The following is a 25,318-nucleotide window of genomic DNA, read 5'->3' as shown; positions in this document are numbered from 1 at the left end:
TCCGGTTTGCTTCAGCTTAGGTCTTAAATCACGCAACGGGCGGCGCGATTGCGTAGCGCACGGATCGCGCTGTACGCGGTCAGTGCGGACGTCTTGGGGTTGTCCGGCAGCGGCTTGCCGCACATTTCCAGCGACATCTCGCCGAATGCGCCGCGCGCCACGATGCGGTGCACATTGCGCGACACCTTCGGGTCGGCGATCAGACGTACCGTGGTGTGGTCCAGACCCAGGCCGGCCAGCGCGATCGTCGCGGCGACGTTGGCGTTCTTCGGATACAGGCGTGCCGCTTCGCGTGCGCTGCCTTCGAAAATCACCGTCTCTTCGCTCAACGTATACAGATTGCAGACCTGTTCCGCGGGCGTACCGAGCCAGCCCATGGGCGGCTTGCGGCCCGTGTACAGCACTTCGTCCAGGCCGCCGAGCTTGGCGGCGGACAACGCATCCACGCCGCCGATTGCGCCCGACAACAGCGTCAACGTTGCGTCACCTTCATCGGCCGCAGCGGAGAGCGCGTCCAGCAGCATCATGTCGGACAGCGCGCCGATCGACGCGACCGCGCAATCCGTACCGGCTTTCAGCAACGGCACCACGTGATCGACCAGTGCGCTGTGCCCGGCGCATTCCAGTGCAAAATGCGGCCGGCTGCTCAACGCGGACACGGAGGCCACCACATCGACCGACGAACCCACCACTTCACGCACCGACGCCATATGGCGTTCCGGCACGATCACGTGCGACACGCGCACCGTCGGATCCGACTCGACCGAGCGATACACCGCCTGGCCGATCGCGCCGAAGCCGATCATCGCGACGTCGACGGGTGCGTGATGCCCCGCGTAGCCGGTCTCACGCATGTTCCGGCTCCTTTTCCTTGACCGGCGGGCCCGCGAACGCGGTGGCGAACGAGCCAACCGACAGCATGTCCACTTCGACCAGCACCGGGCCCGTCTTCGCCATGCCTTCGCGAATGATCTCTTCCGCCTGATCGAGCGACTTGATACGGTAGTGCGTAAGCTTCAGGCTTTCGCAGAACTGCGCGAAATCCGGCTGGTGCAGATCGACGTAGCAGCGGCGGCCGCCGTATTGCGCGTCCTGAATGTTGCGGATCACGCCGTAGCACTGGTCGTTCATCAGCACGATCATCACGTTGGCGTTTTCCTGCACAGCCGTCGCGAGTTCGCCGACGTTGACCATCAGGCCACCGTCGCCGACCAGGCACACGGTCTTTGCTGCATTGCCGGCGAGTGCTGCGCCGATACCCATCTGCATGCCCTGGCCGATGCCGCCGCCGAGAGCATGAACGCCTGCGCGCGGAGAAAAAATCTTCAGCATGCGGTTACCCCACGTGCTGTTCGAGATCGTGACGTCGCGCACCCAGTTGTAATCGCGGCCAACGGCCTGTTGCAACGCGTCGACGAGACGCTTGTACGGGCCGAGACCCTTGCCCACATCGGCGACCGCGCTTTCGCGTGCGGCGGCCAGGTCTTGTACGAACGTCGGATCGACCTTCAGGCGGCCTTCGAGCAGCGTGGCAAGTTCTTCGAGCACCGACGATGCATCGCCGTGAATGAACATCTCGTTGCGGTAGCCGCGGTTGTCGGCCAGTGCGTCCGCATCGATGCGATACAGCGGTTGCGGCAGCGCCAGCTTGTATTTCAGCGTTTCATTGCCACGCAGACGCGAACCGACCACCACCAGCGCATCGCAAGTCTTGTAGAAGCTCTCAACTGCCGAATGCACGTTGAACGCGCCGAGCGTCGCCGGATGATCTTCCGGCAGCACCCCACGGCCTTGCACGCTGGTCACCACACCGAAGCCCAACGCCACGAGACGTTCAACCGCGGCACGTGCGTGACGCGTGCCGCCGCCGAGCCACAACAGCGGGCGTTTCGCATTCGCCAGTTGATCCGCGAGTTGCGCGACGCGCTTGCTGCAATGCGTGAGCGTCGTGACGTGCGGCGCAGCCAGATCGGCGGGCCATTCCACTTCTGCCGCTTGAATGTCGATCGGAATTTCGACGCTGACCGGGCCGCTCGGTGCGGTTTGCGCGACACGCACGGCTTCGCGGATCGTCGGCAGTGCGGTCTCGACCGAGCGCACACGGAACGCGGCCTTCGAGATCGACGACAGCATCGACAATTGATCCGGCGCTTCGTGGATATACGCGAGATCCTGATCGAGGTATTCCGTTTCGATCTGGCCGGTGACGTGCAGCAGTGCGGTACCGGCCGTCAGTGCTTCGACCATTGCGCCGGCTGCATTACCCGCTGCCGTGCCCGTGCTGGTGAATGCCACGCCAAGGCCGCCGGAGACACGCGCCAGACCATCGGCCATGTTCACCGCGCCCGCTTCGCCACGTGCGCCGACGTAGCGAATCTTGCCGCGGTTGTGGATCGCGTCGAGGATCGGCATGTTGTGGATCGAGATCACGCCGAATGCGGTTTGAACGCCGCATTGCTCGAGAAAAGCGGCGATCAGTTCGCCAACGGTGGTTTTGTTAGACATGTCGTGCAACGCCTCCAGAAACATCGATGTGACTGCCAGTCGTATAGGACGACAGCGTCGTAGCCAGATAAAAGAGCGCTTGTGCGGCTTCTTCGGGGCGACCGAAGCGGCCTAGCGGAATGTTTTTCTTGCGCGCCAGTTCGGCGGTCCAGTCTTCCCAGTTCTGGCCCGGCTGCGCTTCTTTCGCGAAACGGCGGCGCCATTGACCCGATTCGACGATGCCGATCAAAATCGAATTCACGCGAATGCGTTGCGGCGCGAGTTCGACCGCGAGCGATTTGATGAGGCTCAGCACGCCGGCACGTGCCGACGAAGTCGCCACCATGTGCGGCTCCGGTTGCAGCGCGAGCAGCGAGTTCACGCAAACCACTGCAGCGGTGTTGTCCGACCCGGACGCGTCGCGCAGCATCGGCAGGAATGCACGGGTCGGGCGGATCACGCTGAAGTACTTCAGGTCGAGTTCTTCGCGCCAGGCGTCGTCGGTGGTGTCGACGAACGTCGACACGCGACCCTGGCCAGCGTTGTTCACCAGCATGTCGGTGCGGCCGAAGCGTGTTTGCACTGCTTGCGCGAATGCGTTCACTTCGTCGGCATCGAGCACGTCACAGGTTTGCGCGAGCAATTTCGCGTCAGGAAACTGCGCCTTCAGCGAGGCTTCCGCTTGCGCGAGACGTTCGCTGTCGCGTCCGCAGATCGCGACCGAGGCGCCTGCTCGCAGAAACAGTTCGGCAGTCGCAAGGCCGATGCCGGACGAGCCGCCCGTCACCACCGCTACCTGTCCGGTCAAGTCGATTTGAATCATTTGAGCCCCAGTGCCTTCATGTATTTCGTGCCCGCGTTCGGGCTACCCTTCGGCCGATAGTTGAGCCGCTGCGATAGTTCGTCAGCCGCGCGGCGGACCTTGTCGATCAGGCCGCTGTCGAGCAGCGAGGCGTCGATCTCGTGGCGCGGAATCGTCGTCGTGATAACCGCGACGATGCGGCCCGTGTCGCTGCGCACCGGCGCGCTGACCACCGAAATGCCGCGCTCGAACGACGACTCGCTGATCGCGAAGCCGCGCCGTGCGTCGTCGCGAATGCGTTCGTACAAGTCGTCGATCGTGGCGGGCGTTTGTTTCGTGAAGCGCTCGAGTTCCGGCTCGGGATAGAGCTTCTTCAAGTCGTCGAGCGTCATGTCGCCCATCAGCACCTGGCCGTGCGTCGTTGCGTGAGCCGGCAGACGCGTGCCGACATTCACCTTCACCGAGCTGAAAATCGGCGCATGGCTTTGCGCTTTGGCGACAAACACGACATCACGTCCGTCGCGAATCACGATGTGGCTCGTGAGGCCGGTGTCGTCGCGCAGCGCTTCGATGATCGGCAAGCCGAGGTCGGTCAATTCGAGCGAACTCAAATATTCGAAACCGAGCCGCAGCACCGCGACGCCGAGGCGATAGTTGCGGTCCTTATCGGCGCGCTCAAGAAAGCCGAGCGATTCGAGCGTTTGCAGCAGACGGAACACCGTCGTGCGGGGAATCTTCAGGCGCTTCGATAGTTCCGGTGCGCCGAGAACCGGCTCGCGTGGCGAGAACTCAGTCAGAATCTTCAGACCGCGCTCCAGACCCGGCACGCGATAGGCGATATCGCTGCTGGTGTCGTTGCGGTCGTCGTCCGCGTCGCGCTCGGCGTTAATCGTGTCGGGCGTCATTCATTGGCTCCGTTGTCCGTCGCTCGCGCGGCAGAACGTGTCGATGATCGCGGTGTACGCGGCGGGTGCTTCGATATAACCAGCATGCCCCGCGCGTGGCACGACCTGCAGTTTGGTGCCGGCGGCGAGAGCAAGTCGCTCGCAGGCTTCCGGGGGTGTAATGGAGTCGTCTGCGCCGACCGCGACGTTGATGCGGCCTCGATAGCGCGGGAGATCGCTGGCGAGATCGGCGTTCGCGAGCAGATGCGTCGCTTGCGCATAGCCGTGCGGAATCACGCGCGACATGTTCCAGCGCACCCATGCGCGCGCTTCGTCGCTTGCGTGCGCGGACAACATATTGGTGCTGCGTTTCTCGGCGAGACCTTGCGGGCCGAGTTCGTTAATCATGGTGAGGCGCTGATCGCGTTTCGTTTCGCGCACTTCCGCCGACGAAGCGCCATAGCCGCCAGCCGGCGACAACAGGAGCAAACCGGCCACACGCTGCGGATTCGTCACGGCAAACGCGCCAGCCATGATCGCGCCAAGCGAATGACCCAGCAGCACGCAGCGTTCAATGTCTAGCGCGTCGAGCCACTCCTTCAATACCGTTGCGTAATCGCTTGCAGCGGGCGAATCGGCTTCTACGGGTGTCGATGCGCCATATCCCGGCGCATCCCACGCCAGCACACGGCGCGTCTCACCCAGCACTTCAATCTGCTGCACCCACGAAGCCGCGCCCGAACCGATACCGTGAAGCAGCACCAAAGGCAGTCCTTCGCTTGCGGCGCTATCCGCGTCGCGATAGCTCACCGCGCGTTGCGATGCCAGCCAGATCTGCTGCGCGGGAAAGCGTGCCAGGCGCGCTTCGAGCGTAGCGTTCTGATCGACGGTAGCGGACGGGACTGCGGACATGATTTCCTTCGTGGGTGTTTTCAAAGCGAACTTGAGGGCTTAGCGCTTGAGTTTGGCCAACGGCGAATCCGGTGGATACGTCGGCGTGATCGGCTTGGCTGCGCCGAGCATCACGCACATCAACGCGTCTTCTTCGCCGATGTTCACTTCCGTGCGATACACGCCCGGCGGCACCGAGATAAGATCGCGTTCGCCGAGCACGGCTTCCCACGTTTCGCCGTCTTTCTCGCAGATCACTTTCATCTTGCCGCGCAGCACGAAGAAAATTTCTTCGACATCCATATGAATATGGCTCGGGCCGATGTTGCCAGCCGGGATCACCATCGTCGAAAACGTGAAGCTGCCAGCGGGCACCGTGTTCATATCCTTCGCGACGCCCGTGCCGCCCGTGCCGACATAGCGCATTTGCGCGCGGCGGTATTTCGGGTCGTAGTCGGCCTGGAACTTCAGCGCGTCCCAGTCGTAACGACGCGTTTCCAGGCGCGCGACGCGGCCGTCCAGCCATTGCGCAAAGCTCGCGTCTGCAGGTTGTTCCCACGATTTACGTTCGATTTCGGCGTCCGCCATCTCTTTCTCCTTTCGATTCGACAAGATCAATTCATCACGAAGCCGCCGTTGACCGGCAGCAACTGGCCAGTCACGAAGCGCGCGGCATCGGACAACAGGAACAGCACCGGCCCGGAGACGTCGTCGGGCACTTGTGCGCGCGTGAGCGCGCGGCCTTGCAGGTAATACTGGTGACGCTCGGCGGGTACGTAAGCGGTGGCTTCGACTTCGGTGAGGCCCGGCGCGATCGCGTTGACCGTCACGCCGTGGGCGCCGAATTCGCGCGCCAGCGAGCGGGTCATCGAGATCACCGCGCCCTTGCTCGCGACATAGGCGAGCAGCTTCGGCGCGCCCCACATCGCCGTGTCCGAAGCGATGTTGACGATGCTGCCGCGACCCGAGTCGCGCAGATACGGCAGCGCGGCGGTACTCATCAACCACGTGCCGCGCACGTTGACGTTCATCACGGCGTCCCATGTGTCGACCGACAACTCGTCGGCAAACTTGCCGCCCGAGTTGGTGATCGCAGCGTTGTTGATCAACGCGTCGAGGCCGCCGAGTTGTGCGGCTGCTTGATCGGCGAATTGCTTGATGCTGGCGGGATCAGCGAGATCGAGCGGCAGATACGTCGCCGCGCGGCCTTGCTCGACCAGCGACGCAGCGAGCGCACGGCCTTCGTCATGCAGCACGTCGCCGAACACGACTTGCGCACCGGCTTGCACCAGCGAGCGAACAAACGCCGCGCCGAGACCGCGCGCGCCGCCGGTCACGAGGACACGCCGGTCTTTGAGTGCTGACAATGCCGGTGGCGCTTCGTTATGCATGGCTGTGGCCTGCTGCTTCGGTTTGAGTGCTGGCGGCCTGAGCGGCTTGAGCGTGATGCGCTTCCAGATCAGCAAAATGCTGTTGCGCGCGTTGACGCAGCATGCGGCGCACCCGCGTCATGCCGACGTCGTGCTGATAGAGGAATTCGTGATTGCGCGCATTCGGCGCCATGCTTTCCAGCACGTAGCGGTCTTGCTCGAGCACGTCCCAATGCAGACCTTCCAGACGGTTGCGATACATGAAGCGCCATGCGTCGCGCTGCCAGCCCGACACCTTGCGAGTACGCCAGAAGTAAACCTGGCAGTTGTCTTCGTCGATGGGCACCGCAAAGCCGATGATCCCGAAGCTGCCGCCCGGACCGAACTTCTTCTTGTACGGAATCGCGAGGCGCATCCACAGCGTGCCGGTTTCACCGAGCTCGACCCAGTCGAAGTTCACGTCGCGCTGGCCGACCTTTTCGAACATCAGACCAGTTTCGGTCTTGCGCACGCGCATGTCGGCCTGCTTGTCGCCTTCTGCCATCGAGTGCGAGGTCGCGTGCAGATACGCGCCGTGCATCGGGTCCATCACGTTGTCGATTGCGTACTGGTAATTGCACTTCCAGTTCGACATGCACAGGAAGTTCGCGTACTCCTCGCCGACCAGTTCTTCCGGCAGCACGAGCGGCGTGGGTTCTTTATGGGCGTCGTCGCCGAACCACAGGAAGATCGCGCCGGCATGCTCTTCGACCGGATACGACTTCACGCACTTCTGGCCTTCCAGCGGGCAGTTCGAGACGGCCGGGACCTTCGTGACCGTGCCACCGCCGTCGATTTCAATGCCGTGATACCAGCACGCCACGCTGCCGCCGAGGTTCCAGCCGAGCGACAGACGCGCGCCACGGTGCGGGCAGCGGTCTTCGAGCGCGCGGACTTTGCCTTCCTTGTCGCGCCACAGCACGATCTGATCGCCGAGGCGCGTGACGCCGACCGGCGCGTCGCCGACTTGCCAGCTCGGTGCAACGGGGTACCAGTAATTGCGCAGGCCACGGTTCAGATAGGACTGGATCGGGTCGGCCGCGCCTTGAGTCGTTGTATTGGGGGACGTCATGAAGAGACTCCGGATACGAAAGCGATGAGACGTGTTCGGGAAAGCGCGCTTATTCGGCGAGCAGGCGGAATTCGGCGGCGAGACGGTCGGCGTCCCACGTGTTGCCTTCCGGGGTGCGGAAGCCCAAGCGGTTCAACCCGTCGACGACTTCCTGCAACTCATTCGCGCCGGCCTCGAAAACCTTTTCGAGCGCATCGCCGAAGTCGTTTTCGTATTGGGTCGGCTCCGCTTTACGCGTTTGCCAGATGAAGTTTTCGGTCTCGCCCGGCTTTTCGATCACGCCCTTGCCGGCGACGTTGTTCGGCTGCGGCGCGAGCCACGGCTTCAGGAAGGGATTGAAGTTCACGGTTTGCTCTCGCATGTCATTCCACCTTGATCTGGATTTCTTCGCCGGCGAGACGTACCGAGTACATCTTCAGGTCGCGGCCGCCGGGCTCTTTCAAGCATTTGCCGGTCGGGATATGGAACACGGCTTCGTGCAGCGGGCATTCGACGGTGTCGCCGTCGACAAAGCCCTGCGTCAGCAACGCGTACGCATGGGGGCAGACGTTTTCCAGCGCGTACAGCGCATCGCCCACCTTGTAGATGCCGATTTCGGTGCCGTCGAGTTTGAACTCGAGCGGCGCGTCTTCGGACAGGTCGCCGGCATGGCCGGCGCAGCGCCATTGTTCAGTCATTTCTCGCCTTCTCCTGAAGCCTTATGTTCCATACAAGGAACATCAGTTCGTGTATGGATAATTATAGGAGTGGCTTCGACTAGAGAAAATAAAAATCTGGGCTGGTAGGGGAAAACACCGACTGTGGTACTCACAACACAGCTTTGCGTGAACTGACATGAATGGACGAATTGGCTCAAGAGCCTTTCTGGGCTTGGATTTGCCAATAATTTTCAGACAAATACCAAAGCCCTTATGCGGGTTTGTACGGGGTCCGAAAATTTATTTTGACCACGCTCAGACTCACTATACTTTTCCATAGGCGATACAAATGCCCATAGGTGGAACATAAAGCGGAACAGTTTTGGCGCATAAACCCGAAACTGCATTCAACCCAAAGCAAGGATCAGGGACGACGAAATCGGCGCGAGCTATCCGTCGTGTGATCAGGAGAACCAACGGTGAAGCACATCATTGCGGCGGCCGGCTTGACGGCAATCTGCGCAACGACTGGCGCATGGGCGCAAAGCAGTGTGACGCTATACGGCAGCCTGGATGCCGGTATCGCGTATATCAGCAATGCAGGTGGCCATTCGAAGTGGATCGAAGAGCAAGGCAACATGCAGCCGGATCGCTGGGGCCTGAAGGGCGTCGAGGATTTGGGTGGTGGTCTGAAGACGGTTTTCCAGTTGGAAAACGGCTTCTATACGAACACGGGGGCATTCGCCAAAGCTGGCACCCTGTTCAATCGTCAGGCGTTCGTGGGTTTAAGTTCGGACCAGATCGGCACAGTGACGCTCGGCCATCAGACGCCGTTCAGCTTCGACGTGCTGGACCCGTTTAGCACGGCTTTTCTGGCCGCGAGCTGGTACGCGTTTCACCCTGGCAACATCGACGAACTCGCCGACACCGGCGTGGTGCCGTTCGACAACTCGGTGAAGTTCCGCTCGGCGAGTTTCGGCGGTTTCTCGGTCGGCGCGATGATGGGTCTCGGCAACACGACCAACTTCTCGACCGGCAAGACACTGAGCTTTGCGCTTAGCTATGCGAACGGTCCGTTCAAGGCCGGCGCGACCTATGCGAACGAGCACGACCGTACGCCGTCGATCGTGACGACGGGCATCACCAAATTCCAGGGCGTCGCAGCGGCGAACTACACCGCGAGCAAGGTCCAGAACATGGGCGCGGGCGCGTCATACCAGTTCGGCAAGCTGCTGGTGCATGGTTTGTACACGCGTGTGAAGCTGGAATCGTCCGGCCATTCGGACACGTATCAGAGCTACGACTTGGGCGCAAATTATCAGTTCACGCCGTTCAACAGCGTTGCCGGCGGTGCCGCGACCACGACGATGGCCGGCCATCGCTGGACGCAGTTCGAGATCGGCGATATCTACGCGCTGTCGAAGTCGACGCAGTTGTATGTGAATGCGCTGTATGAGCGCGCGGGCTCGAATACGGACGCCGCGTTCTTTACGGCGGGTGTGTCGAGCGGCCGGAACCAGACGATTTTCCTGACGGGTATCCACCACTCGTTCTGATATCAGTTCGCCGTAACCGGTCTGCGACGCGCTTGAGCCGCGGTCGGATCATCCGGCCGCGGACGATAGCTGAGACGTTCGGACAATTCGAGCGCCGCTTGGCAAACCGCGATGATGAGCGGCTCGCGTTCTTCCGCTTCGCCGATATCGGAACGCGGAATAGTGACGGTCAACGCGGCCGCGATCTTGCCGCTTTGATCGCGCACCGGCGCGCTCACGACCGAGATCCCTCGTTCAAAAGATGCTTCGCTCAACGCGTAGCCGAGCGCCGCGCTTTCGCGCACTCTTCCATACAGCTCTTCGACGGTTGCCGGCGTGCGTTCGGTGAAACGTTCAAGTTGCGGTTCGGGATACAACTGACGCAATTCTTCGAAGCTCAAATCGCCCATCAGCACCTGGCCATGCACAGTGGCATGCGCGGGCAGACGCGTCCCAACATGCACCTTCACCGAACTGAACATCGGCTCATGGGTTTGCGCTTTGGCGACGAACACCACGTCGCGCTGGTCGCGGATCAGCAGATGCGTGCTGAAGCCGGTCGCGTCGCGCAAACGTTCGAGAATCGGCGTGCCGACGTCGGTGAGTTCGAGCGAGCTCAAGTATTCGAAACCGAGCCGCAGCACCGCGACGCTCAGGCGGAAATAGCGGTCGCCGTTCACGCGCTCGAGAAAGCCTAAAGCTTCGAGCGTTTGCAGTAGACGAAATGTGGTGGTGCGCGGAATGCCGATACGCTTCGACAATTCGGGCGCGCCCAGAATCGGCTCGCGTGCGCTGAATTCGGCGAGGATGCGCAGGCCGCGCTCGAGCCCCGGCACAAGATAAGTCGCTCCGCCGGTGCTCTCTTCATCGGTGGAATCGGGGGAATCGGCGCCATCCGCCTGGGACAACGCCGTATCGTCCTGCGAAGCCGGGACCGTCGCGCCGCGTGGCCTCGCTTGCTTGCGTCCCGCTCCTGTCTGCTCTTCTTTTGCCATCTTGGCTGCCGTCTTTGCCGTTGTCTCTGCTGTTCATCGGGTACAGATCAACATGATAGCGCGAAGCACGCGGCGGTCATTTACATCGTTTCGCGCGGTGCTATCCTTTGATGCGGTCCATCGCGCAAGGTCTCACAGCCGCGCTTTGGCTACCGCCAGGCGTCCGGAGGCCACGCTCATGTCCGATTCCGTACAGATCCAGGTTGCCGACTCACATCTTTATCCGGGCTGCGCAGTGCATATCGCGCACCTGCCCGAACCGGCCCGCGCAGCCGCGGCCATCGTCGAATTCGCGGACGGCTCCGGCGCGCATGCCACCTGCCATCGGCGGACTTTCGACGAACTCGAATTGACCGTTGACGGTTACGCTACGCAGAGGCGTCATCCCGTCGACGCCAGACATTGGCTTCTGTTCGCCGTCGACTCGACGCACAACAGTTGGCGCGTGAAGCGACGATTACCTTAGCTGTACCGGAGCCTTCCGGCTACCTCGACTCTGAACCCGGTGCCGCGCGCACGCTGCCCCGTGCGACAGCTATCTGGCTTTATTTGGCTGTTATGCGCCCGTCACGCTAACTTCGAGACCTACCGATGACAGACAACGACTCCACCCTGCCGCCGAACCCCGACGACGCCCCCGACGATCCCGAGCGCCGCCGTGTCCTGACCGGGCTCGCGGCGGTCGGCATCGGACTCGCGCTGACCGGCTGCAAGACCGAGCAAAGTACCGCGAGCGGCACGGCGCCGCGCAGTGCCGCAGACCTGCGGCTCGACGCCGCGCTACGCGACCAGGTCAAGCAGATCGTGGTGATCTACGCCGAGAACCGCAGTTTCGCAAACCTGTACGGCAACTTTCCCGGCGTCCAGCATCCGCTCGATGCGGTGAGCGCGGAGCGTTTTCTGCAACTCGACCGCGACGGCAAGACGCCGCTGCCGCGCCTGCCGGCAATCTGGGGCGGCCTCGTGCCGCAAGCGCAGGAGGTGGACGGCAAGCGCTACATGATCGGCCAGAAGGATATCGGCAACCTGCGCAACGGCCCGTTCCATATCACCGACGCGCAAGGCGCGCCGTTGCCGACCGGCGTGATCACGCGCGATCTGGTGCATCGCTTCTATCAGAACCAGATGCAGATCAACGCCGGGCGCAACAATCAGTTCGCCGCGTGGGGCGACTCCGGCGGCCTGGTGATGGGGCACTACCGGAATTCCGCCGACACGCTGCGTCTGTGGAATCTCGCGCAGCAATACACACTGTGCGACAACTTCTTCATGGCGGCCTTCGGCGGTTCGTGGCTGAACCACATTTTTCTGATCGCGGCGCAGGCGCCGTTCTATCCCGACATCCAAAACAGTCCGGCGAAGAAGATGATCTCGGTCGTCGACGGCGACGATCCAACCGGCACGCGGCTGAAACAGGCGCCCAACTCGCCGCCATCCGCGCTCGACGGTCCGCCGAAATTCGTCAACGACGGCGCATTTACCCCCGACGGCTACGCCGTCAACACGATGGCGCCGCCCTACCAGCCGAGCAATGTGCGTCCGGCCGAAGGCGGCAATCCTGCGTTCGCCGACCCGTCGAATCCGCGCGTGATGCCGCCGCAAAATTTCGCGACGATCGGCGACCGTCTGACGGACAAGGGCGTCGACTGGGCGTGGTACAGCGGTGCGTGGCAGTACGCGCTGGAGCATCAGGACACGGGCGCGGTGCCTGACTTCCAGTACCACCATCAGCCGTTCAACTACTTCGCCAACTACGCGCCGGGCACTGCCGCGCGGCGCAAGTATCTGCGCGATGCGGGCCTTGGCAACGACGCCTCCACCAATCGTCTGATCGCCGATATCGATGCGGGGCGTTTGCCAGCGGTCACGTTCTACAAACCGCAGGGCGACCTGAACATGCACGCGGGGTATGCGGACGTCGCATCGGGGGATAGTCACATTGCGAACGTGATCGAGCGTATTCAGCGCGGCCCGCAGTGGGCCAATACTGTGATGGTCGTCACGGTCGATGAGAACGGCGGCTGGTGGGATCCGGTCTCACCACCGAAGGGCGACCGCTGGGGGCCAGGGTCGCGCGTTCCCGCGTTGGTGATTTCGCCGTTGGCGAAGAAAGGGTATGTCGATCATACGGTGTACGACACCAATTCGATTCTTCGCCTGATTAGCCGCGTGCATGGGCTGGCGCCGCTCGACGGGGTTGTCGCACGAGATCGGGCTTTTGCGCAGAATGGCTTGGCGCCGCTTGGGGATTTGACCGGTACGCTGGATCTGGCCTGAACCGCTTGCCTACTGCGAGGGGGGTGGGCCGCAGTGCGTCAATCACTGCGCCACCCCGTGCAGCTTCGTAATCACCGAATCCGAGATCTCTTGCGCGGTCTTCTTGATCGTCTTTTTCTCGTCGCTGCCCGCCATCACGAACTTCGCGGCGATCACATACGGATTGAGTTTGATCACCGCGCCGGGCTTCCCCTTGCTGTCGGCCTCTTCGACGGCCTGATAGAGCGGTGGCAAATCAGCCGTTGCCAGGCTGTCGCACGACACCGCTACTTGAATATCGTTCTGGCCTGCACCAAAACCGACCATCGCACGTCTTAGACGATTGCCGTCGTCGACACTCAGGAACACGCCGCGCACTTGCCAACCCGCTGCGGGTAGCGGCTGACCGGGCGAAATGCGGCGCGCGTCGACGCCGCCTTTTTTCAGATCCGCAGTCAGCGCGTCCGCCATCTCGTCCACGATGTCCTTGGCGTGGTCCTCCGGATTCTTGTTCTTGCCCAACGGTCCCGGGCCGCTCGGCAGCAGACCGCGCAGGCCGCGCAGACGTTGCCCCGGTCCGCTGTCAGGTTTCACGTTGGCCACGTCGAGTTCGAAGTCGGACACATAGACGATCGGCGCCGGCGCGGCGAAGGGGGCGCTGTCCGCCGCGGTACTGAGTGTCGATACCGCGCTCAGGCATCCCGCCACCATCGTGAGTTGCAGAAATCGACGCAGCATGGCGCGCCTCCGCGAATGTCTTTTAGACGCGGCTATCGTACAGCCCTATGCGCGGCGCGTAAGTTTTTTTCGTGCCCGATCGTCATACCTTTTTGCCTTGCATAACACACGTTGCGGCATAGACTGTTAGAGCCATACTTCGCAATTTGTACGGAACTGCTATGCGCCTGACCATCCTCATCAACGGTTCCGATCCCACCGTCAGCCACGATTACGCTGTGTTATGGCTCGACACCGATGAACACCGGTGGTCGAGAGAAGCGCATCAAGGGATCGATCTGCCCCCGTGGGGCGAGTTACACGACGACGACAATGGCGTGACCACGCTCTGTGCGCCGAGCGCGGATGCGCCGCTGTGCACGCTGCGCGGATTGCACGTTGATCGCAAGCAGCGCGTGAGCGCGGCGCAAGGCGCCGCAGCGTGGACAGCTTTGCCCACGCACGCACAGGCCAGCGGCTTCTGGCGCCTGCAAGCCGTCGACCGCCAGAACGTGCATGCCGAGCACAGCGTATTCGGTAATTAAGTTCGAGCGCTTTTTCGCCGGTCGAAATTTTTACTCACGCAAACTGCGCCGCCTGTGCGCGGGTGGGTTCGTGCGCGAGTTCGACCTTCAACACACTCCACACTCTGCGTAGCGCGCGCTTAAGTCCGTCTTAAGTTTGCGTGCGTAGAGTTTGAACTCCACGCATTAGGGTCGCTGCAAAGCGGCCCGTTTTTTTGGTGTGGTGTTTTTTGCTGCGCTTCTTCCGCTTCTTCCGCACGCAGTATTTTCATCGCCGCGGGCGCCGCGCAAACGCCGCTTTCTTCCCCCCATGTTCTTCTGCGTTCCACGTCGCTCGATACGGGCTCCCGACGCTATACTTGCGCCCCCATCTCCCGACCGACTGACACATGAAGAAGTGGTTTGCCTGTCTGTTATTCGCCGTTGCCGCTCACGCGAGCGCGGCGCCTTCCTGCATCCAGTTCACCCCGAATGCGCAGTGGCCTATTCTGACCAATCAGAAGATGGCACCGAAAACGCGCATGCTTTGCTATAGCGATTTCGCGGTGCTGCATTCGGGTATCACGCATGGTCCGCTGTGGTCCGCCGAACATCTGACGCGCGACCATATCGATGCCGCCAAAGACATGGTGCGCACCAACAAATTCTTCGAAGACGCGCGTTTGCCCGACGGTGAAGGCGCAACGCTCGCGGACTATAAGCGCAGTGGCTTCGATCGCGGGCATATGAGCCCGGCGGGCAATCGCTGGAATCAGGAAGCGATGGCACAATCGTTTTCGCTGGCCAACATAGTGCCGCAGAACCGCGAGAACAATCAGCGCTTGTGGGCGCGTATCGAAACGTCGGTGCGTAAGATCGCGATGTCGTACGACGATACCTATGTGGTCACCGGGCCGATTTTCAGCGGCCAGCAATTGCAGACCATCGGACCGACGCGCGTCTTCGTGCCGACGCAATTATTCAAGGTGGTCTACGTGCCGTCCCGGCAAATGGCGTTCGCGGTGATGGTAGACAACGTCTCGACCAACCGTTACGACATCAGGACGATTCATGAACTCGAGGCGGCCTCGGGCATCCGTTTTCCGGGTATTCCGGAAAACCTCAAAGATCAGCGACCGGGAGGACTGAAAGGTGTTTAAACCCTATTCGAACGATGACGACGTGCTCAACATCCAGGGCGACGCACTCACCGTCAGCAACGGCACCACGCGCGTGGTGCTGAACGGAACGCTGGAGCTGACTCAAGACCAGCGCGGGCTGAAGGCGGCGCTCGCACTGAAGGAAGCGATCGATGCGGTGGTGGCTGCGCTGCAGGCACAGACCAATTTGCCGGCGAAGGTGAAGGACGAGCCGGATGCGAAACCGGGAGTCGTGCAGAATCCGTTTCAATAGCGCGTTCACGGATCACAACGCTAGCCTCTTGCCGGTGTAGCGTCCGAGGAAGATCGCACCGGCATGGTGGATCAGCTGACCCCATTGATACGGCTCCAGCGCAGAGATTAATTCAGACAGGGCTCCAGAGGTATTCGGCCAGGCGAGCCAACATTGCATCGCAACTGGTCAGCTGCTCAAGGGTAATAAATTCGTCCAGCTTGTGCCCTTGGTCCATGCTTCCCGGCCCGCAGACTACGGTGGGAATACCTGCCTGATCGAACAGCCCACCCTCTGTGCCGAAGGCCACCGTACCGAACTCGGTGGAACCGCTCAGCAGTGCCAACAGGCGTGCCGCTTCGCCATCGGGCGAAGTTGCCAATCCCGGGTAGGCGGAGAGCGGCTGCAAGCGAATGTCAGTATCGGGCTGCACCGAACGCATCTTCGGCAGCAGCTCGGCCTCGGCATAGGTCTGCAGCTCATCCGCCACTTCGTGGGCATGGAAGCCTGGCAGCGCGCGTACCTCGAAATCGAATTCGCATTCAGCCGGCACGATGTTCAGCGCACGCCCCCCTTTTATTAAACCGGTCTGCACTGTCGAGAACGGCGGATCAAAGCGCTGATCGTGATGTTCAGGCCGTGCCAACTCCGAACCGATCTCCTCCAACCTGCCGATCAGTCGCGCAGCATATTGGATAGCGTTGACGCCATAGGGCGCGTAGGCCGAGTGGCACGCGGCTCCCTTCACATGGCAGCGCATGGCCAGCTTGCCTTTGTGACCCAGCACCGGTTTCAACTCAGTCGGTTCGCCGATCAGGCACAGCCGCGGCTTGTGCGGACGCTTTTCCAATTCCGCCAACATCGGCCGCACACCCAGGCATCCCACTTCCTCGTCATAGGAGAAGGCCAGGTGTACCGGTAGCTTGAGCGACCGCTTGAGAAAGACCGGCACCGCCGCCAACACCGAGGCGATGAAGCCCTTCATGTCGGCCGTGCCGCGACCATATAAGCGCCCGTCTCCCTCGGTGAGACGGAAAGGCTCCACTGTCCAGGCCTGCCCATCCACCGGCACCACATCGGTATGGCCGGAAAGCACCACGCCACCTCGGTCACGAGGACCGATGGTGGCGAACAGGTTGGCCTTGGTCCGCTCCGGGTTGTAGAAAAGCTCGCTCTCCACGCCGAGTTCCGCCAGGTAATGCCGGATGAAAGCGATCAGTTCCAGGTTGGAGTCCCGACTGACCGTGGCGAAACCGATCAGTCGTTCGAGCAGCTCACGGCTGGACATTTCACTCATTGCCCGGCACCCCGTAGCTCGGCGCGGCGGTCGGATTCAACGCCCGAGCCAGATAGTCCCGCATCTGCAGCCGATAGGCTTGCCAGAGAGCGTCCAGCTGGCCGATTGGATCTTCATCCGCCCAGTCGACCCGCAGATCGACGATCGGCCAGGTCACGTCACCCACAACCTTGAGCGCCGCCGAGTGGACGGGCCCCGCTTCACCACCAGCCGCCATCGCGGCATGCATGGCCACCAGCAAGCGGTCCGCGAGCATCCCGGGCGCCTTCTCGAACGCCTGAACCATAGCCTCGATGACCTGGACGCCAGCCAATAAGTTGCCAGCCGCTACGCACTGCTCACCAGCCACAGCGTTGTGCACACCCAGTGCTTCTTTACCGCTGAAGAGCGCAGTACGGCCCTGGCCATCGATCACCGTCACCTGTCGATACTGGCTCCAACCGTTGGCGCTGAGCGCCCGGTCCAGGGCCGCCGCAGGCTCGATCTGCTGGTTTTCGAGGAGGTCGAGGATCTGCGGGCCGAGAGCCGGCAGGGTGACGTTCTGCGTCGCCACCGCACCCACCCCTGCACGTACCCAGGGGCATCGCGCCCCCACCGCGATACTGGAAGAGCTGATGGCGATCCCAAGTTGCCCGGTTTCCGAGCACCGTCCGATGATAGAAAATGTCATGTCCTACTCCTTAGGCCTGGTTCTAAGCTTGGTTCTAGGCCTTGTTCGGCTTCCAGCCATCCGGGATCACCGCGATCACATCGATCTCCATCAGCCACTGCGGCTGGCCCAAGGCGACCACAACCAGGCCGGTGGAAATGGGGAACACGCCTTTAAGCCACTTGCCGACTTCCTGGTACACCGGCTCGCGATAGCGCGGGTCGGTCAGGTAGGTTGTGGTCTTGACGATGTGGGACATATCGCTGCCCGCCTCTTCCAGCAGCTGCTTGACGTTCTTCATCGCCTGCTCGGCCTGGGCGCGCGGGTCGCCGAGCCCGACCAGGCGACCTTCGAAATCGGTGCCCACCTGACCGCGCACATAGACGGTGTTGCCGGCGCGCACGGCCTGACAGAGATCGTTATCCAGCGTCTGGTTCGGGTAGGTGTCCTTGGTGTTGAACATGCGGATGCGGGTGTGCGTAGGTTGGCTCATCAATGCACCTCAATACTGAGAAAGAAAATTCGCCTCGTAGATTTCGCGGCCGTCTTCTGCCTGGCGTTCCGAGGCATCACGGTAGGAGAGATATTTGCGCTGCGTGAGGATATGGTCGGCAATATGCCTGGCATCGTGCCAGACGCCCCAGATGAAAGCGGAGCCACGACGCGACAGCCACGGCAGACCCAGGAAATAGACGCCAGGCTCGCTCGAAACGCCGCGCTGATGCTTCGGCTTACCGTTTGCGTCGAAGGCATTGACATGCAGCCAGCTGTAATCGACTGCATAGCCAGTTGCCCAAACGATCGAGGTCACGCCGGCCTCGACCAGATCGAGTTCAGGAATGGGATGGGTCACGCATTCCGGATCCGGGAGCATATGGCGGGCTTCAGGTTCTTCCGGAAGGTCGAGACCATTGCGGGCAATATAGGCGTCAGCTGCATTCAGCAGCGACAGATAGTTTTCATCGCCGCGAGCAAGGTTGTCTGCCAGATCCGGTTCGAAGGTCACTACACCGTCATTGAATGATTTCGTTAAACCAACGAGCGTCATCCCCTGATTGGCAAGACGCCGGAAGTCAACCGTATGGCCGCCACGCGCACCGCTTACTGCAATGGTGACATGCTCCCTGCCCGGCCTCATGACCTCCGCATCCCATTCGCCGAGAACACCCAGCCACCAGCAAAAGTCACGGCTGCGATAGGCGCGTGGAGGACGATCGTGCGGTCCAACCGAGAGGTAAACCTTCTTGCCTGCGCGCTGCAGCTCATCCGCGATCTGCACCCCCGACGAACCGGCGCCGACCACCAGAACAGCGCCCTCGGGCAATTGCTCTGGATTACGATATTCGGCGGAGTGGATCTGTGTGAGCTCCCCGGCTTTGGGAGCGATCGGCGGAATAACCGGGCGCTGAAAAGGTCCGGTTGTGACAACCACGCGGTTGGCCTCGATCACGCCCTCTGTGGTTTCAACTGTGAAACCCGGCCGGCCAGCATTGCGTACAACCTTCGTCACTTCCACACCAGTACGAATGGGTGCGTTGAACTTCCTGGCATAAGCTTCAAAATAGTCCGCAACCCGATCTTTCGAGGCAAAGGCGTCGGGGTCGAGATCGTCGAACTCCATTCCCGGGAAACGATCGTGCCAGGCCGGGCCATTGGCCACCAGAGAATCCCACCGTCCCGTGCGCCAGCGTTCAGCGATACGATCGCGCTCCAGGACGAGGTGGGGCACCCCGAGTTTGCTCAGATGTTCACTCATGGCGATGCCGGCCTGACCGGCGCCAACCACAAGCGTATCTATTGACGTTCTTTCAACTGTCACGGCTATCTCCTTCCAAGATCCACTGATGAAGGAAATCTACGCGGAAACACACCATCCGAGAAACATATTTAAAAAATGCAAGGCATCTGTTTTAACTATGCAAACAGCGAGATAATCAGCATGAGACCGAGCGCCGTGCCAGGCGCCTCCAGAATGATTTTTCTCATGGGAACAGTTCAATGGAAAGCCCACTGCTTCGGTATTCGCTGCGCCAGCTGCGATACTTTGTCGTGACGGCAGAAGCGCTGTCATTTACCGGCGCATCAAAAGTCCTGCACATCTCGCAGCCCTCGATTTCTACCGCGATTGCTGAGTTGGAGGAGTCTTTTGGTGTGCAACTGTTCATCCGTCACCACGCCTCCGGACTTTCCCTGACCCAGGCCGGGCGCGAGATGCTCGGCAAGACGCGTGACCTGCTAAAGAATGCGGAGGAACTGCAGGTTGCTGCACGCGGGATGGACACCGGCATATCGGGCGGCATCGCGCTCGGCTGCCTGGTCTCGCTTGCCCCGCCGTTGCTGCCGGGCCTCATCAGCCGCTTTGTCGCTCAACATGCCGGCGTCGTATTCCAGACGCTGGAGGCGCATCAGGAAGATTTGTTCACGGGCCTGCACGACGGATCGCTTGACCTCGCGCTGACCTACAGCATTGATCTGACCGACGACATTGAATTCCTGCCGATGCTGACGCTGCCGCCGTACGCCATCTTGCCGAAAACCCACCATCTGGCCCAGCATCGCTCGATCGCGCTCGCGAATCTCGTGGGGGAGCCCTACGTGATGCTCGACCTGCCCCATAGCCGCGAATATTTTGCGGCGCTGTTCGACGCGGTGGGCGAGCGTCCGGTCCCGACGTTCAAGTCCGCACAACCCGAGGTGGTACGCGGTATGGTGGCGAACGGTCTGGGATACAGCATCCTGAACTTTCCGCTCAAATCGACCCATACCGTGGACGGTGAGGATTTCGTCGTCAAGCGGTTCAAGGACGACGTGACAGCAGTCACGTTGGGCATTGCACAGTCGCGCAACATGAAGCCGAGACAGGTTGTGCGGCATTTCACGGCTTTCTGTGAAGCGCAGATAAAAAAGCAGCACGCGAAGCGCTGACCTTTTGCGCTGGAGCCCGACGACGTCTGTCGACGGGCTCCTTACTTCGACACTTCAACGCAAGGCGTTAGAACGAGTAGATGAACTGCGTCGCGAGCAGGTCGTTGGACTTGCCGTACGAACCGTCGTTCTTCAGGAACACCTGCTTGTTCGCCCAGTCGTGACGGTATTCCACCTTGACCGTGATCTGCTGGGTCGGGTAGAACAACAGGTCGAGCGAAACGTCCTGACGGGTGGCACCCTTGCACTCGAAGCCAAAGCCGCCACCGGCCTTCGAATTGGCGAGGCAGTCCGCGCCGATGCCGAAGCCGTCAGCCGTATCCATACCGTTCGCGTTCAGCGCGATGCCGCCACCACCGCCGCCGTTCTTGCTGTCGACGAGCACGTCGTAGCGGGCGGTCACGCCCATACGGCCCACCATCGGCAGACTGAACTTGCGGTGCGCGAGCAGCGAGAGGCCGTACCACTGCGCCTGGCCACCGTTGAACGCGGCGTTCTGCTGCTGTCCGTAGTCGACTTCGGCGTTGTACTGCACGTCGGCGAGGGTGTAGGTCAGGTCGGCTTCGCCGAAGAAGAACGTACCGCCCGCGCTAGGCGAGTTGCCGCCTACGCCGTAAGAGACCGTGCCGGTGGCCGGATTGATTGCGCTAGCCAGCGTCTGACGCCCGATATTGAACGACGCCCCGATATCCAGTGCGCTCGACCACGTGTAGTCCGTACGCGCCGTGAAGGTCGGGATCTTGTTGCTGGTCGTGATCGGATCGCCCAGCGCGTTGGTGCCGATCTGCGTGGTCGCGCCGTACGTGCGGTACTGCTCGTTGCCGAGGAAGAACTTCCACGCCCAGTTGCCCGACGTGTAGTTCGCACCGGCCCCGATGTAGCTGCCCGGATCCGAGAAGTCATACAGCAGGTTGTGCGTGAGCGTGAGCATCTGGTTCGACTGCTGCACTTCGTAGCCGCCGAAGCTCGGAATCAAACCGGCCACGAACGTCGTGGTCGCCGTGATCGGCACATTGACGACCGCCGTGTTCAGGATGTTGTTGCCGATGTTGCCATGCTCGTTCGTCAGCAGCGTAATACCGTTGCCGCGGTTCGGCATCAGGGTGATTTCGGCCGACGGCGCCATCGGGCCAACACCGAAGGTCTTCTTGATGTCGAGGTACAGATCGCCGAACGTGCTGTTGAAGTAGTTGTAGCTGCTCTCGTGGTTCGCGAACAGGAACGACGAGCTGCTCTGTGCGCGGTTATAGATGTAGGTCGGATCGATATAGCCCGTCACCGACAAGCCCGCGATCGGCCCCGTGTTCGCCGCGTCCACCAGCGAATCGACCTTCAACTGCTGATTGGCGATCTGCTGCTTCATCGAATCGACCTGATCGTTGGTCAGCGTCGCTTGCGCCTTGCCGTAATCCGGCGAGGAAATGTCGACCGGCGCGGCCACCACTGCCGGGGCAGGGGCCGCCGTCGCCGCCGCCGCTTTAGGCTTGCTGGCAACTTCCGAGCGCAACTGCTTCACCTCCTTCTGCAGTGCGTTGAGCTGGGCCTGGAGCGCCTTGATCTGGTCGCTGGTGGCATCTGCCATGGCAAAGCCTGGCAAACTCCCCGCCACCAACAGACAGATGAGCTTCTTTCTCATGCAAATTCTCCTTATTGGTCGTATTGCAAAAGGACTTCTTATGCGCTTGCCGTATCGAGCGACTTCCGCGACGTTACGGGTTGTGGCGCAGCGGGAGCTGCATCGGCGGCTTCGGCCACGGTCAACGCCGCTTGCATATCGCGCAGGCGCTTACGTTCCTTGGCAACCAGCAGCGTATTCACGCTGACCACGCCAATCGTCACCAGACTGATGAAGATCGTCGCCAGTGCGTTCATTTCCGGATTCAGGCCGAGGCGCACACGCGAGAACACGACGAGCGGCAGCGTGGTGGAGCCCGGACCCGACAGGAACGCGGAGAGCACGAGGTCGTCGATCGACAGCGTGAACGACAGCAGCCAGCCGGACATCAGTGCCTGCGAGATCAGCGGCAACGTGATAACGAAAAACACCTTGAGCGGTGTGGCGCCCAGGTTGAGGGCGGCTTCTTCGAGCGATCGGTTCAACTCCTTCACGCGTGACTGCACGATGATTGCCACATAGGACACGCACAGCATCACGTGACCGATCCACATCGTGACGACGCCGCGGCCCTTCGGCCAGCCGAGCATCTGTTCCATCGCCACGAACAGCAGCAGCAGTGAAATGCCCTGAATCACTTCCGGAATCACGAGCGGCGCGTTGATCATCCCGGCGAACAGCGTGAAGCCGCGAAAGCGCCCGAACCGGGCCAGCACGAAGCCGGCCCACGTACCGATCACGACCGACGCGCACGCCGTCATCAGACCGATCTTCAAGGACAACCAAGCGGCGGTAAGCAGCTCCTCGTCCTGCAGCAGTGCGGCATACCATTTCAGCGAGAAGCCGGACCAGACCGTGACGAGCTTCGACTCGTTGAACGAGAACACGACGAGACTGATGATCGGGATGTACAGAAACAGGAATCCGAACGTCAGCATGCCGATCGAAAGAGGTTTATTCGGTTTGATCATTTCGCACCTTCCAGTTCCTTGACCTGGTAGTACTGGAACACGGCCATCGGCACGAGCAGCAGCAGAACCATCGCGACCGTCACGGCGGATGCCATCGGCCAGTCCATGTCGTTGAAGAACTCATTCCACATCACGCGGCCGATCATCAGCGTGTCGGCGCCGCCCAGCAGTTCGGGAATCACGTACTCGCCCACCGCCGGAATGAACACCAGCAGGCTGCCGGCGATAATGCCGTTCTTCGATAGCGGCAACGTGATACGCGTGAACGCGGTCCACGGTTTGCAGCCGAGGTCGTAAGCGGCTTCGAGCAGCGTGAGGTCCAACTTCACCAGGTGGGCATACAGCGGCATCACCATGAACGGCAGATACGAATAGACCATGCCGATATAGACGCCGATATCCGTGTGATAAAGCCGCAACGGCGAATGGATCATGCCGATGGCCATCAGCGTGTGGTTAAGGAGGCCGTCGTCTTTCAGAATGCCGATCCATGCGTACACGCGAATCAGGAACGACGTCCAGAACGGCAGCATGACGCCCATCATCAGCAGGTTGCGCTTCGCGGGCTCCGAGCGTGCGATGTAGTACGCAACCGGATAGCCGATCAACAGGCAGCAGAGGGTCGAAACCGCAGCCATCTTCAGCGAACTGATATACGTGGCCACATACAGGTCATCCTGCAACAGGAACGCGTAGTGCCCCAGCTGCATGACCACGTGGAGCACGCCATCCTTCGCACTGAGGAGATCGGTGTACGGCGGGATGCCAAGCCGCGAGTCGGTGAAACTGATCTTCAGCACCAGTACGAACGGAACGGCGAAGAAAACGGCAAGCCAGATGAACGGCACACCGATGACCGTTGTTCGTCCCGACGGCAACAGCATGAAGAGGCGTTTTTTCAGCGAGCCGAGCAGACGGCTGCCGGACGGCGCGCCGAGCGCCGCGGGGGAGGAGGGTGTGGGATTGCTCATTGCGTCAGCACCACGCCGCTAGCCGGCGACCAGTAGACGAACACGTCGTCGTTATAGGAAGGGGCACCTTCGCTCATCAGGTGCGAACTGGACAGATTCGACACGACGGTTTTGCCGCTCGCGAGGCGTACGTGGTACAGCGAATAACTGCCCATGTAGGCAACATCCGAAACCACGCCGCGCGCCCAGTTGTTCGGCGTGGAGGGCTTGTCGAGCGAGACCTTCACGCGCTCCGGGCGCACCGAGATGCCCACCGGCATGCCGAGCGGTCCGGTAATGCCGTGGCTCACGTAAATGCGCGATTCGAGGTCTTCGCTTTCGACGAAGATGTGGTCCGGTTCATCCGCGACCACGGTACCTTCGAACAGGTTGGTCGAGCCGATGAACTCGGCCGAGAAGCGGCTATTCGGAAACTCGTACACCTGGCTCGGAGAGCCGATCTGCACGATGTGGCCTTCGCTCATGACCGCGATGCGGCCTGCCATCGTCATCGCTTCTTCCTGATCGTGCGTCACCATCACGCAGGTCACGTCGACTTTCTCGATGATGTTCACCAGCTCGAGCTGCGTTTTCTGGCGGATCTGTTTGTCGAGCGCGGACATGGGCTCGTCGAGCAACAGCAGCTTGGGCCGTTTGACGAGCGAACGGGCCAGCGCCACACGCTGCTGCTGGCCGCCAGAGAGCTGATGCGGCTTGCGCTGCGCATATTTGCTCATCTGCACGAGATTGAGCGCGTCGGCAACACGTTCCTTGATCTCGTTCTTCGGCGTGCCTTCCTGCTTGAGGCCGAACGCGATATTCGCTTCGACGCTCATATGCGGGAACAACGCATACGACTGGAACATCATGTTGACCGGGCGTTTGTACGGCGGCATCGCAGCGAGATCTTCGCCGTCGACGAAAATGCGCCCGGAGGTGACCGTTTCCAGTCCGGCGAGCATGCGCAGGAGCGTGGATTTTCCGCAGCCTGAACTGCCGAGCAGCGCGAACAGTTCGTTCTTCGCGATGTTCAGGTTGACGTTATTGACAGCGGTACTGTCGCCGAATTTTTTCACGACATTTTCGATGCGAACGAATTCGTCCGATTTCGATTTAGTCGTCGGGGCGGGGCGGGCCATCTGGGTGGCGCCGGCTACGCTATTTAATGTCGTCGAGTTCATGATGTAACCATTCCTTGCGGATCGCGAGCGCAAGTGTCTCCATACGAGACGCTGGGAGCGGCTCGCAGAATGCGCTGCGATCGGGAAACATGGGACTGCGCGCAGGTGCGACCCTGAAAGCGCGCAGGCTGACTACCGTGCTGCTTACTTCA

At 61.3% G+C, this 25,318-nt stretch carries 27 protein-coding genes; 7 read left to right on the top strand and 20 right to left on the bottom strand.

Annotated elements, in window-relative coordinates:
• Positions 1-23: 23 nt before the first annotated feature.
• From GNZ13_RS26565 to GNZ13_RS26520, 10 genes are read right to left on the bottom strand one after another with little or no spacing between them, the layout of a single operon-like run.
• Positions 24-854, bottom strand: a complete 831-nt coding sequence (locus tag GNZ13_RS26565; protein ID WP_172170071.1) for an aspartate dehydrogenase — start codon at positions 852-854, stop codon at positions 24-26.
• On the bottom strand, positions 847-2,505 hold the full coding sequence (locus GNZ13_RS26560; protein WP_172170068.1) for a thiamine pyrophosphate-binding protein: 1,659 nt from the start codon (positions 2,503-2,505) through the stop codon (positions 847-849). Before GNZ13_RS26560 ends, GNZ13_RS26565 begins: the two co-directional genes overlap by 8 nt.
• Positions 2,498-3,307: an SDR family oxidoreductase gene (locus tag GNZ13_RS26555; protein ID WP_172170065.1), complete on the bottom strand. Its 810-nt coding sequence runs from the start codon at positions 3,305-3,307 to the stop codon at positions 2,498-2,500. Before GNZ13_RS26555 ends, GNZ13_RS26560 begins: the two co-directional genes overlap by 8 nt.
• Complete coding sequence (locus GNZ13_RS26550; protein ID WP_172170062.1) at positions 3,304-4,191, bottom strand: IclR family transcriptional regulator; 888 nt, start codon at positions 4,189-4,191, stop codon at positions 3,304-3,306. The genes GNZ13_RS26555 and GNZ13_RS26550 overlap by 4 nt, the downstream gene beginning before the upstream one ends.
• Entirely contained in the window at positions 4,192-5,082 is an 891-nt protein-coding gene (locus GNZ13_RS26545; RefSeq protein WP_172170059.1) for an alpha/beta fold hydrolase, read from the bottom strand. It abuts the gene before it with no gap.
• A 39-nt stretch (positions 5,083-5,121) separates the two neighbouring features.
• On the bottom strand, positions 5,122-5,649 hold the full coding sequence (locus GNZ13_RS26540) for a cupin domain-containing protein (protein WP_172170056.1): 528 nt from the start codon (positions 5,647-5,649) through the stop codon (positions 5,122-5,124).
• 26 nt (positions 5,650-5,675) lie between these two features.
• Positions 5,676-6,452: an SDR family oxidoreductase gene (locus GNZ13_RS26535; protein ID WP_172170053.1), complete on the bottom strand. Its 777-nt coding sequence runs from the start codon at positions 6,450-6,452 to the stop codon at positions 5,676-5,678.
• On the bottom strand, positions 6,445-7,542 hold the full coding sequence (locus GNZ13_RS26530) for an aromatic ring-hydroxylating dioxygenase subunit alpha (protein ID WP_172170050.1): 1,098 nt from the start codon (positions 7,540-7,542) through the stop codon (positions 6,445-6,447). The genes GNZ13_RS26535 and GNZ13_RS26530 overlap by 8 nt, the downstream gene beginning before the upstream one ends.
• Positions 7,543-7,591: 49 nt before the next feature.
• Complete coding sequence (locus GNZ13_RS26525; protein WP_172170047.1) at positions 7,592-7,903, bottom strand: recombinase-like helix-turn-helix domain-containing protein; 312 nt, start codon at positions 7,901-7,903, stop codon at positions 7,592-7,594.
• Between the two features lies 1 nt (position 7,904).
• Entirely contained in the window at positions 7,905-8,219 is a 315-nt protein-coding gene (locus GNZ13_RS26520; RefSeq protein WP_020068683.1) for a non-heme iron oxygenase ferredoxin subunit, read from the bottom strand.
• Between the two features lie 440 nt (positions 8,220-8,659).
• Between GNZ13_RS26520 and GNZ13_RS26515 the strand changes: the two genes are divergently transcribed.
• Complete coding sequence (locus GNZ13_RS26515) at positions 8,660-9,736, top strand: porin (protein ID WP_172170044.1); 1,077 nt, start codon at positions 8,660-8,662, stop codon at positions 9,734-9,736.
• Positions 9,737-9,738: 2 nt separating this feature from the next.
• Here the strand turns inward: GNZ13_RS26515 and GNZ13_RS26510 are convergent, their stop codons facing one another.
• On the bottom strand, positions 9,739-10,710 hold the full coding sequence (locus tag GNZ13_RS26510; RefSeq protein WP_172170041.1) for an IclR family transcriptional regulator: 972 nt from the start codon (positions 10,708-10,710) through the stop codon (positions 9,739-9,741).
• Positions 10,711-10,888: 178 nt separating this feature from the next.
• On the opposite strand from GNZ13_RS26510, the gene GNZ13_RS26505 reads away from it, so the two are divergent.
• Entirely contained in the window at positions 10,889-11,176 is a 288-nt protein-coding gene (locus tag GNZ13_RS26505; RefSeq protein WP_172170038.1) for a hypothetical protein, read from the top strand.
• Between the two features lie 125 nt (positions 11,177-11,301).
• Positions 11,302-12,987 carry an acid phosphatase gene (locus tag GNZ13_RS26500; RefSeq protein WP_172170035.1) on the top strand — a complete coding sequence of 562 codons (1,686 nt, stop codon included), beginning with the start codon at positions 11,302-11,304 and terminating at the stop codon, positions 12,985-12,987.
• Positions 12,988-13,029: 42 nt separating this feature from the next.
• Here the strand turns inward: GNZ13_RS26500 and GNZ13_RS26495 are convergent, their stop codons facing one another.
• Positions 13,030-13,704, bottom strand: coding sequence for a DUF4410 domain-containing protein (locus GNZ13_RS26495; protein ID WP_172170032.1), 675 nt, complete (start codon positions 13,702-13,704; stop codon positions 13,030-13,032).
• A 161-nt stretch (positions 13,705-13,865) separates the two neighbouring features.
• Between GNZ13_RS26495 and GNZ13_RS26490 the strand changes: the two genes are divergently transcribed.
• The 3 genes from GNZ13_RS26490 (at position 13,866) to GNZ13_RS26480 (ending at position 15,599) form a co-directional block, all read left to right on the top strand.
• Positions 13,866-14,228 carry a DUF3564 domain-containing protein gene (locus GNZ13_RS26490; RefSeq protein ID WP_172170029.1) on the top strand — a complete coding sequence of 121 codons (363 nt, stop codon included), beginning with the start codon at positions 13,866-13,868 and terminating at the stop codon, positions 14,226-14,228.
• 368 nt (positions 14,229-14,596) lie between these two features.
• Entirely contained in the window at positions 14,597-15,346 is a 750-nt protein-coding gene (locus GNZ13_RS26485) for a DNA/RNA non-specific endonuclease (protein WP_172170026.1), read from the top strand.
• Entirely contained in the window at positions 15,339-15,599 is a 261-nt protein-coding gene (locus GNZ13_RS26480; RefSeq protein WP_121107400.1) for a hypothetical protein, read from the top strand. The genes GNZ13_RS26485 and GNZ13_RS26480 overlap by 8 nt, the downstream gene beginning before the upstream one ends.
• A 112-nt stretch (positions 15,600-15,711) precedes the next feature.
• Here the strand turns inward: GNZ13_RS26480 and argE are convergent, their stop codons facing one another.
• The 4 genes from argE to GNZ13_RS26460 are packed head-to-tail and all read right to left on the bottom strand — an operon-like array spanning position 15,712 to position 19,343.
• Complete coding sequence (gene argE / locus GNZ13_RS26475) at positions 15,712-16,875, bottom strand: acetylornithine deacetylase (RefSeq protein ID WP_172170023.1); 1,164 nt, start codon at positions 16,873-16,875, stop codon at positions 15,712-15,714.
• The gene (locus tag GNZ13_RS26470) at positions 16,868-17,545 is read right to left on the bottom strand and encodes a DUF1028 domain-containing protein (RefSeq protein ID WP_172170020.1); all 678 of its coding nucleotides are present in this window, start codon (positions 17,543-17,545) and stop codon (positions 16,868-16,870) included. Before GNZ13_RS26470 ends, argE begins: the two co-directional genes overlap by 8 nt.
• A gap of 34 nt (positions 17,546-17,579) precedes the next feature.
• Entirely contained in the window at positions 17,580-18,017 is a 438-nt protein-coding gene (locus tag GNZ13_RS26465; RefSeq protein WP_172170017.1) for a RidA family protein, read from the bottom strand.
• A 9-nt stretch (positions 18,018-18,026) separates the two neighbouring features.
• Positions 18,027-19,343 carry a flavin-containing monooxygenase gene (locus tag GNZ13_RS26460; RefSeq protein ID WP_172170014.1) on the bottom strand — a complete coding sequence of 439 codons (1,317 nt, stop codon included), beginning with the start codon at positions 19,341-19,343 and terminating at the stop codon, positions 18,027-18,029.
• A gap of 179 nt (positions 19,344-19,522) precedes the next feature.
• Between GNZ13_RS26460 and GNZ13_RS26455 the strand changes: the two genes are divergently transcribed.
• Entirely contained in the window at positions 19,523-20,449 is a 927-nt protein-coding gene (locus tag GNZ13_RS26455; RefSeq protein ID WP_172170011.1) for a LysR family transcriptional regulator, read from the top strand.
• Positions 20,450-20,516: 67 nt separating this feature from the next.
• On the opposite strand, the gene GNZ13_RS26450 is transcribed toward GNZ13_RS26455, so the two are convergent.
• The 4 genes from GNZ13_RS26450 to GNZ13_RS26435 are packed head-to-tail and all read right to left on the bottom strand — an operon-like array spanning position 20,517 to position 25,124.
• The gene (locus GNZ13_RS26450) at positions 20,517-22,085 is read right to left on the bottom strand and encodes a DUF3138 family protein (RefSeq protein WP_172170008.1); all 1,569 of its coding nucleotides are present in this window, start codon (positions 22,083-22,085) and stop codon (positions 20,517-20,519) included.
• Between the two features lie 38 nt (positions 22,086-22,123).
• Positions 22,124-23,035, bottom strand: coding sequence for an ABC transporter permease subunit (locus GNZ13_RS26445; RefSeq protein ID WP_172170005.1), 912 nt, complete (start codon positions 23,033-23,035; stop codon positions 22,124-22,126).
• The gene (locus GNZ13_RS26440; protein ID WP_172170002.1) at positions 23,032-24,006 is read right to left on the bottom strand and encodes an ABC transporter permease subunit; all 975 of its coding nucleotides are present in this window, start codon (positions 24,004-24,006) and stop codon (positions 23,032-23,034) included. Before GNZ13_RS26440 ends, GNZ13_RS26445 begins: the two co-directional genes overlap by 4 nt.
• Entirely contained in the window at positions 24,003-25,124 is a 1,122-nt protein-coding gene (locus GNZ13_RS26435) for an ABC transporter ATP-binding protein (RefSeq protein WP_172169957.1), read from the bottom strand. Before GNZ13_RS26435 ends, GNZ13_RS26440 begins: the two co-directional genes overlap by 4 nt.
• Positions 25,125-25,318 lie beyond the last annotated feature (194 nt).

Source organism: Paraburkholderia elongata (genome assembly GCF_013177735.1).
Lineage (GTDB): Bacteria > Pseudomonadota > Gammaproteobacteria > Burkholderiales > Burkholderiaceae > Paraburkholderia > Paraburkholderia elongata.
Note: the sequence above shows the minus strand (reverse complement) of the source record. Positions and strands in the feature narration are given on the sequence as shown.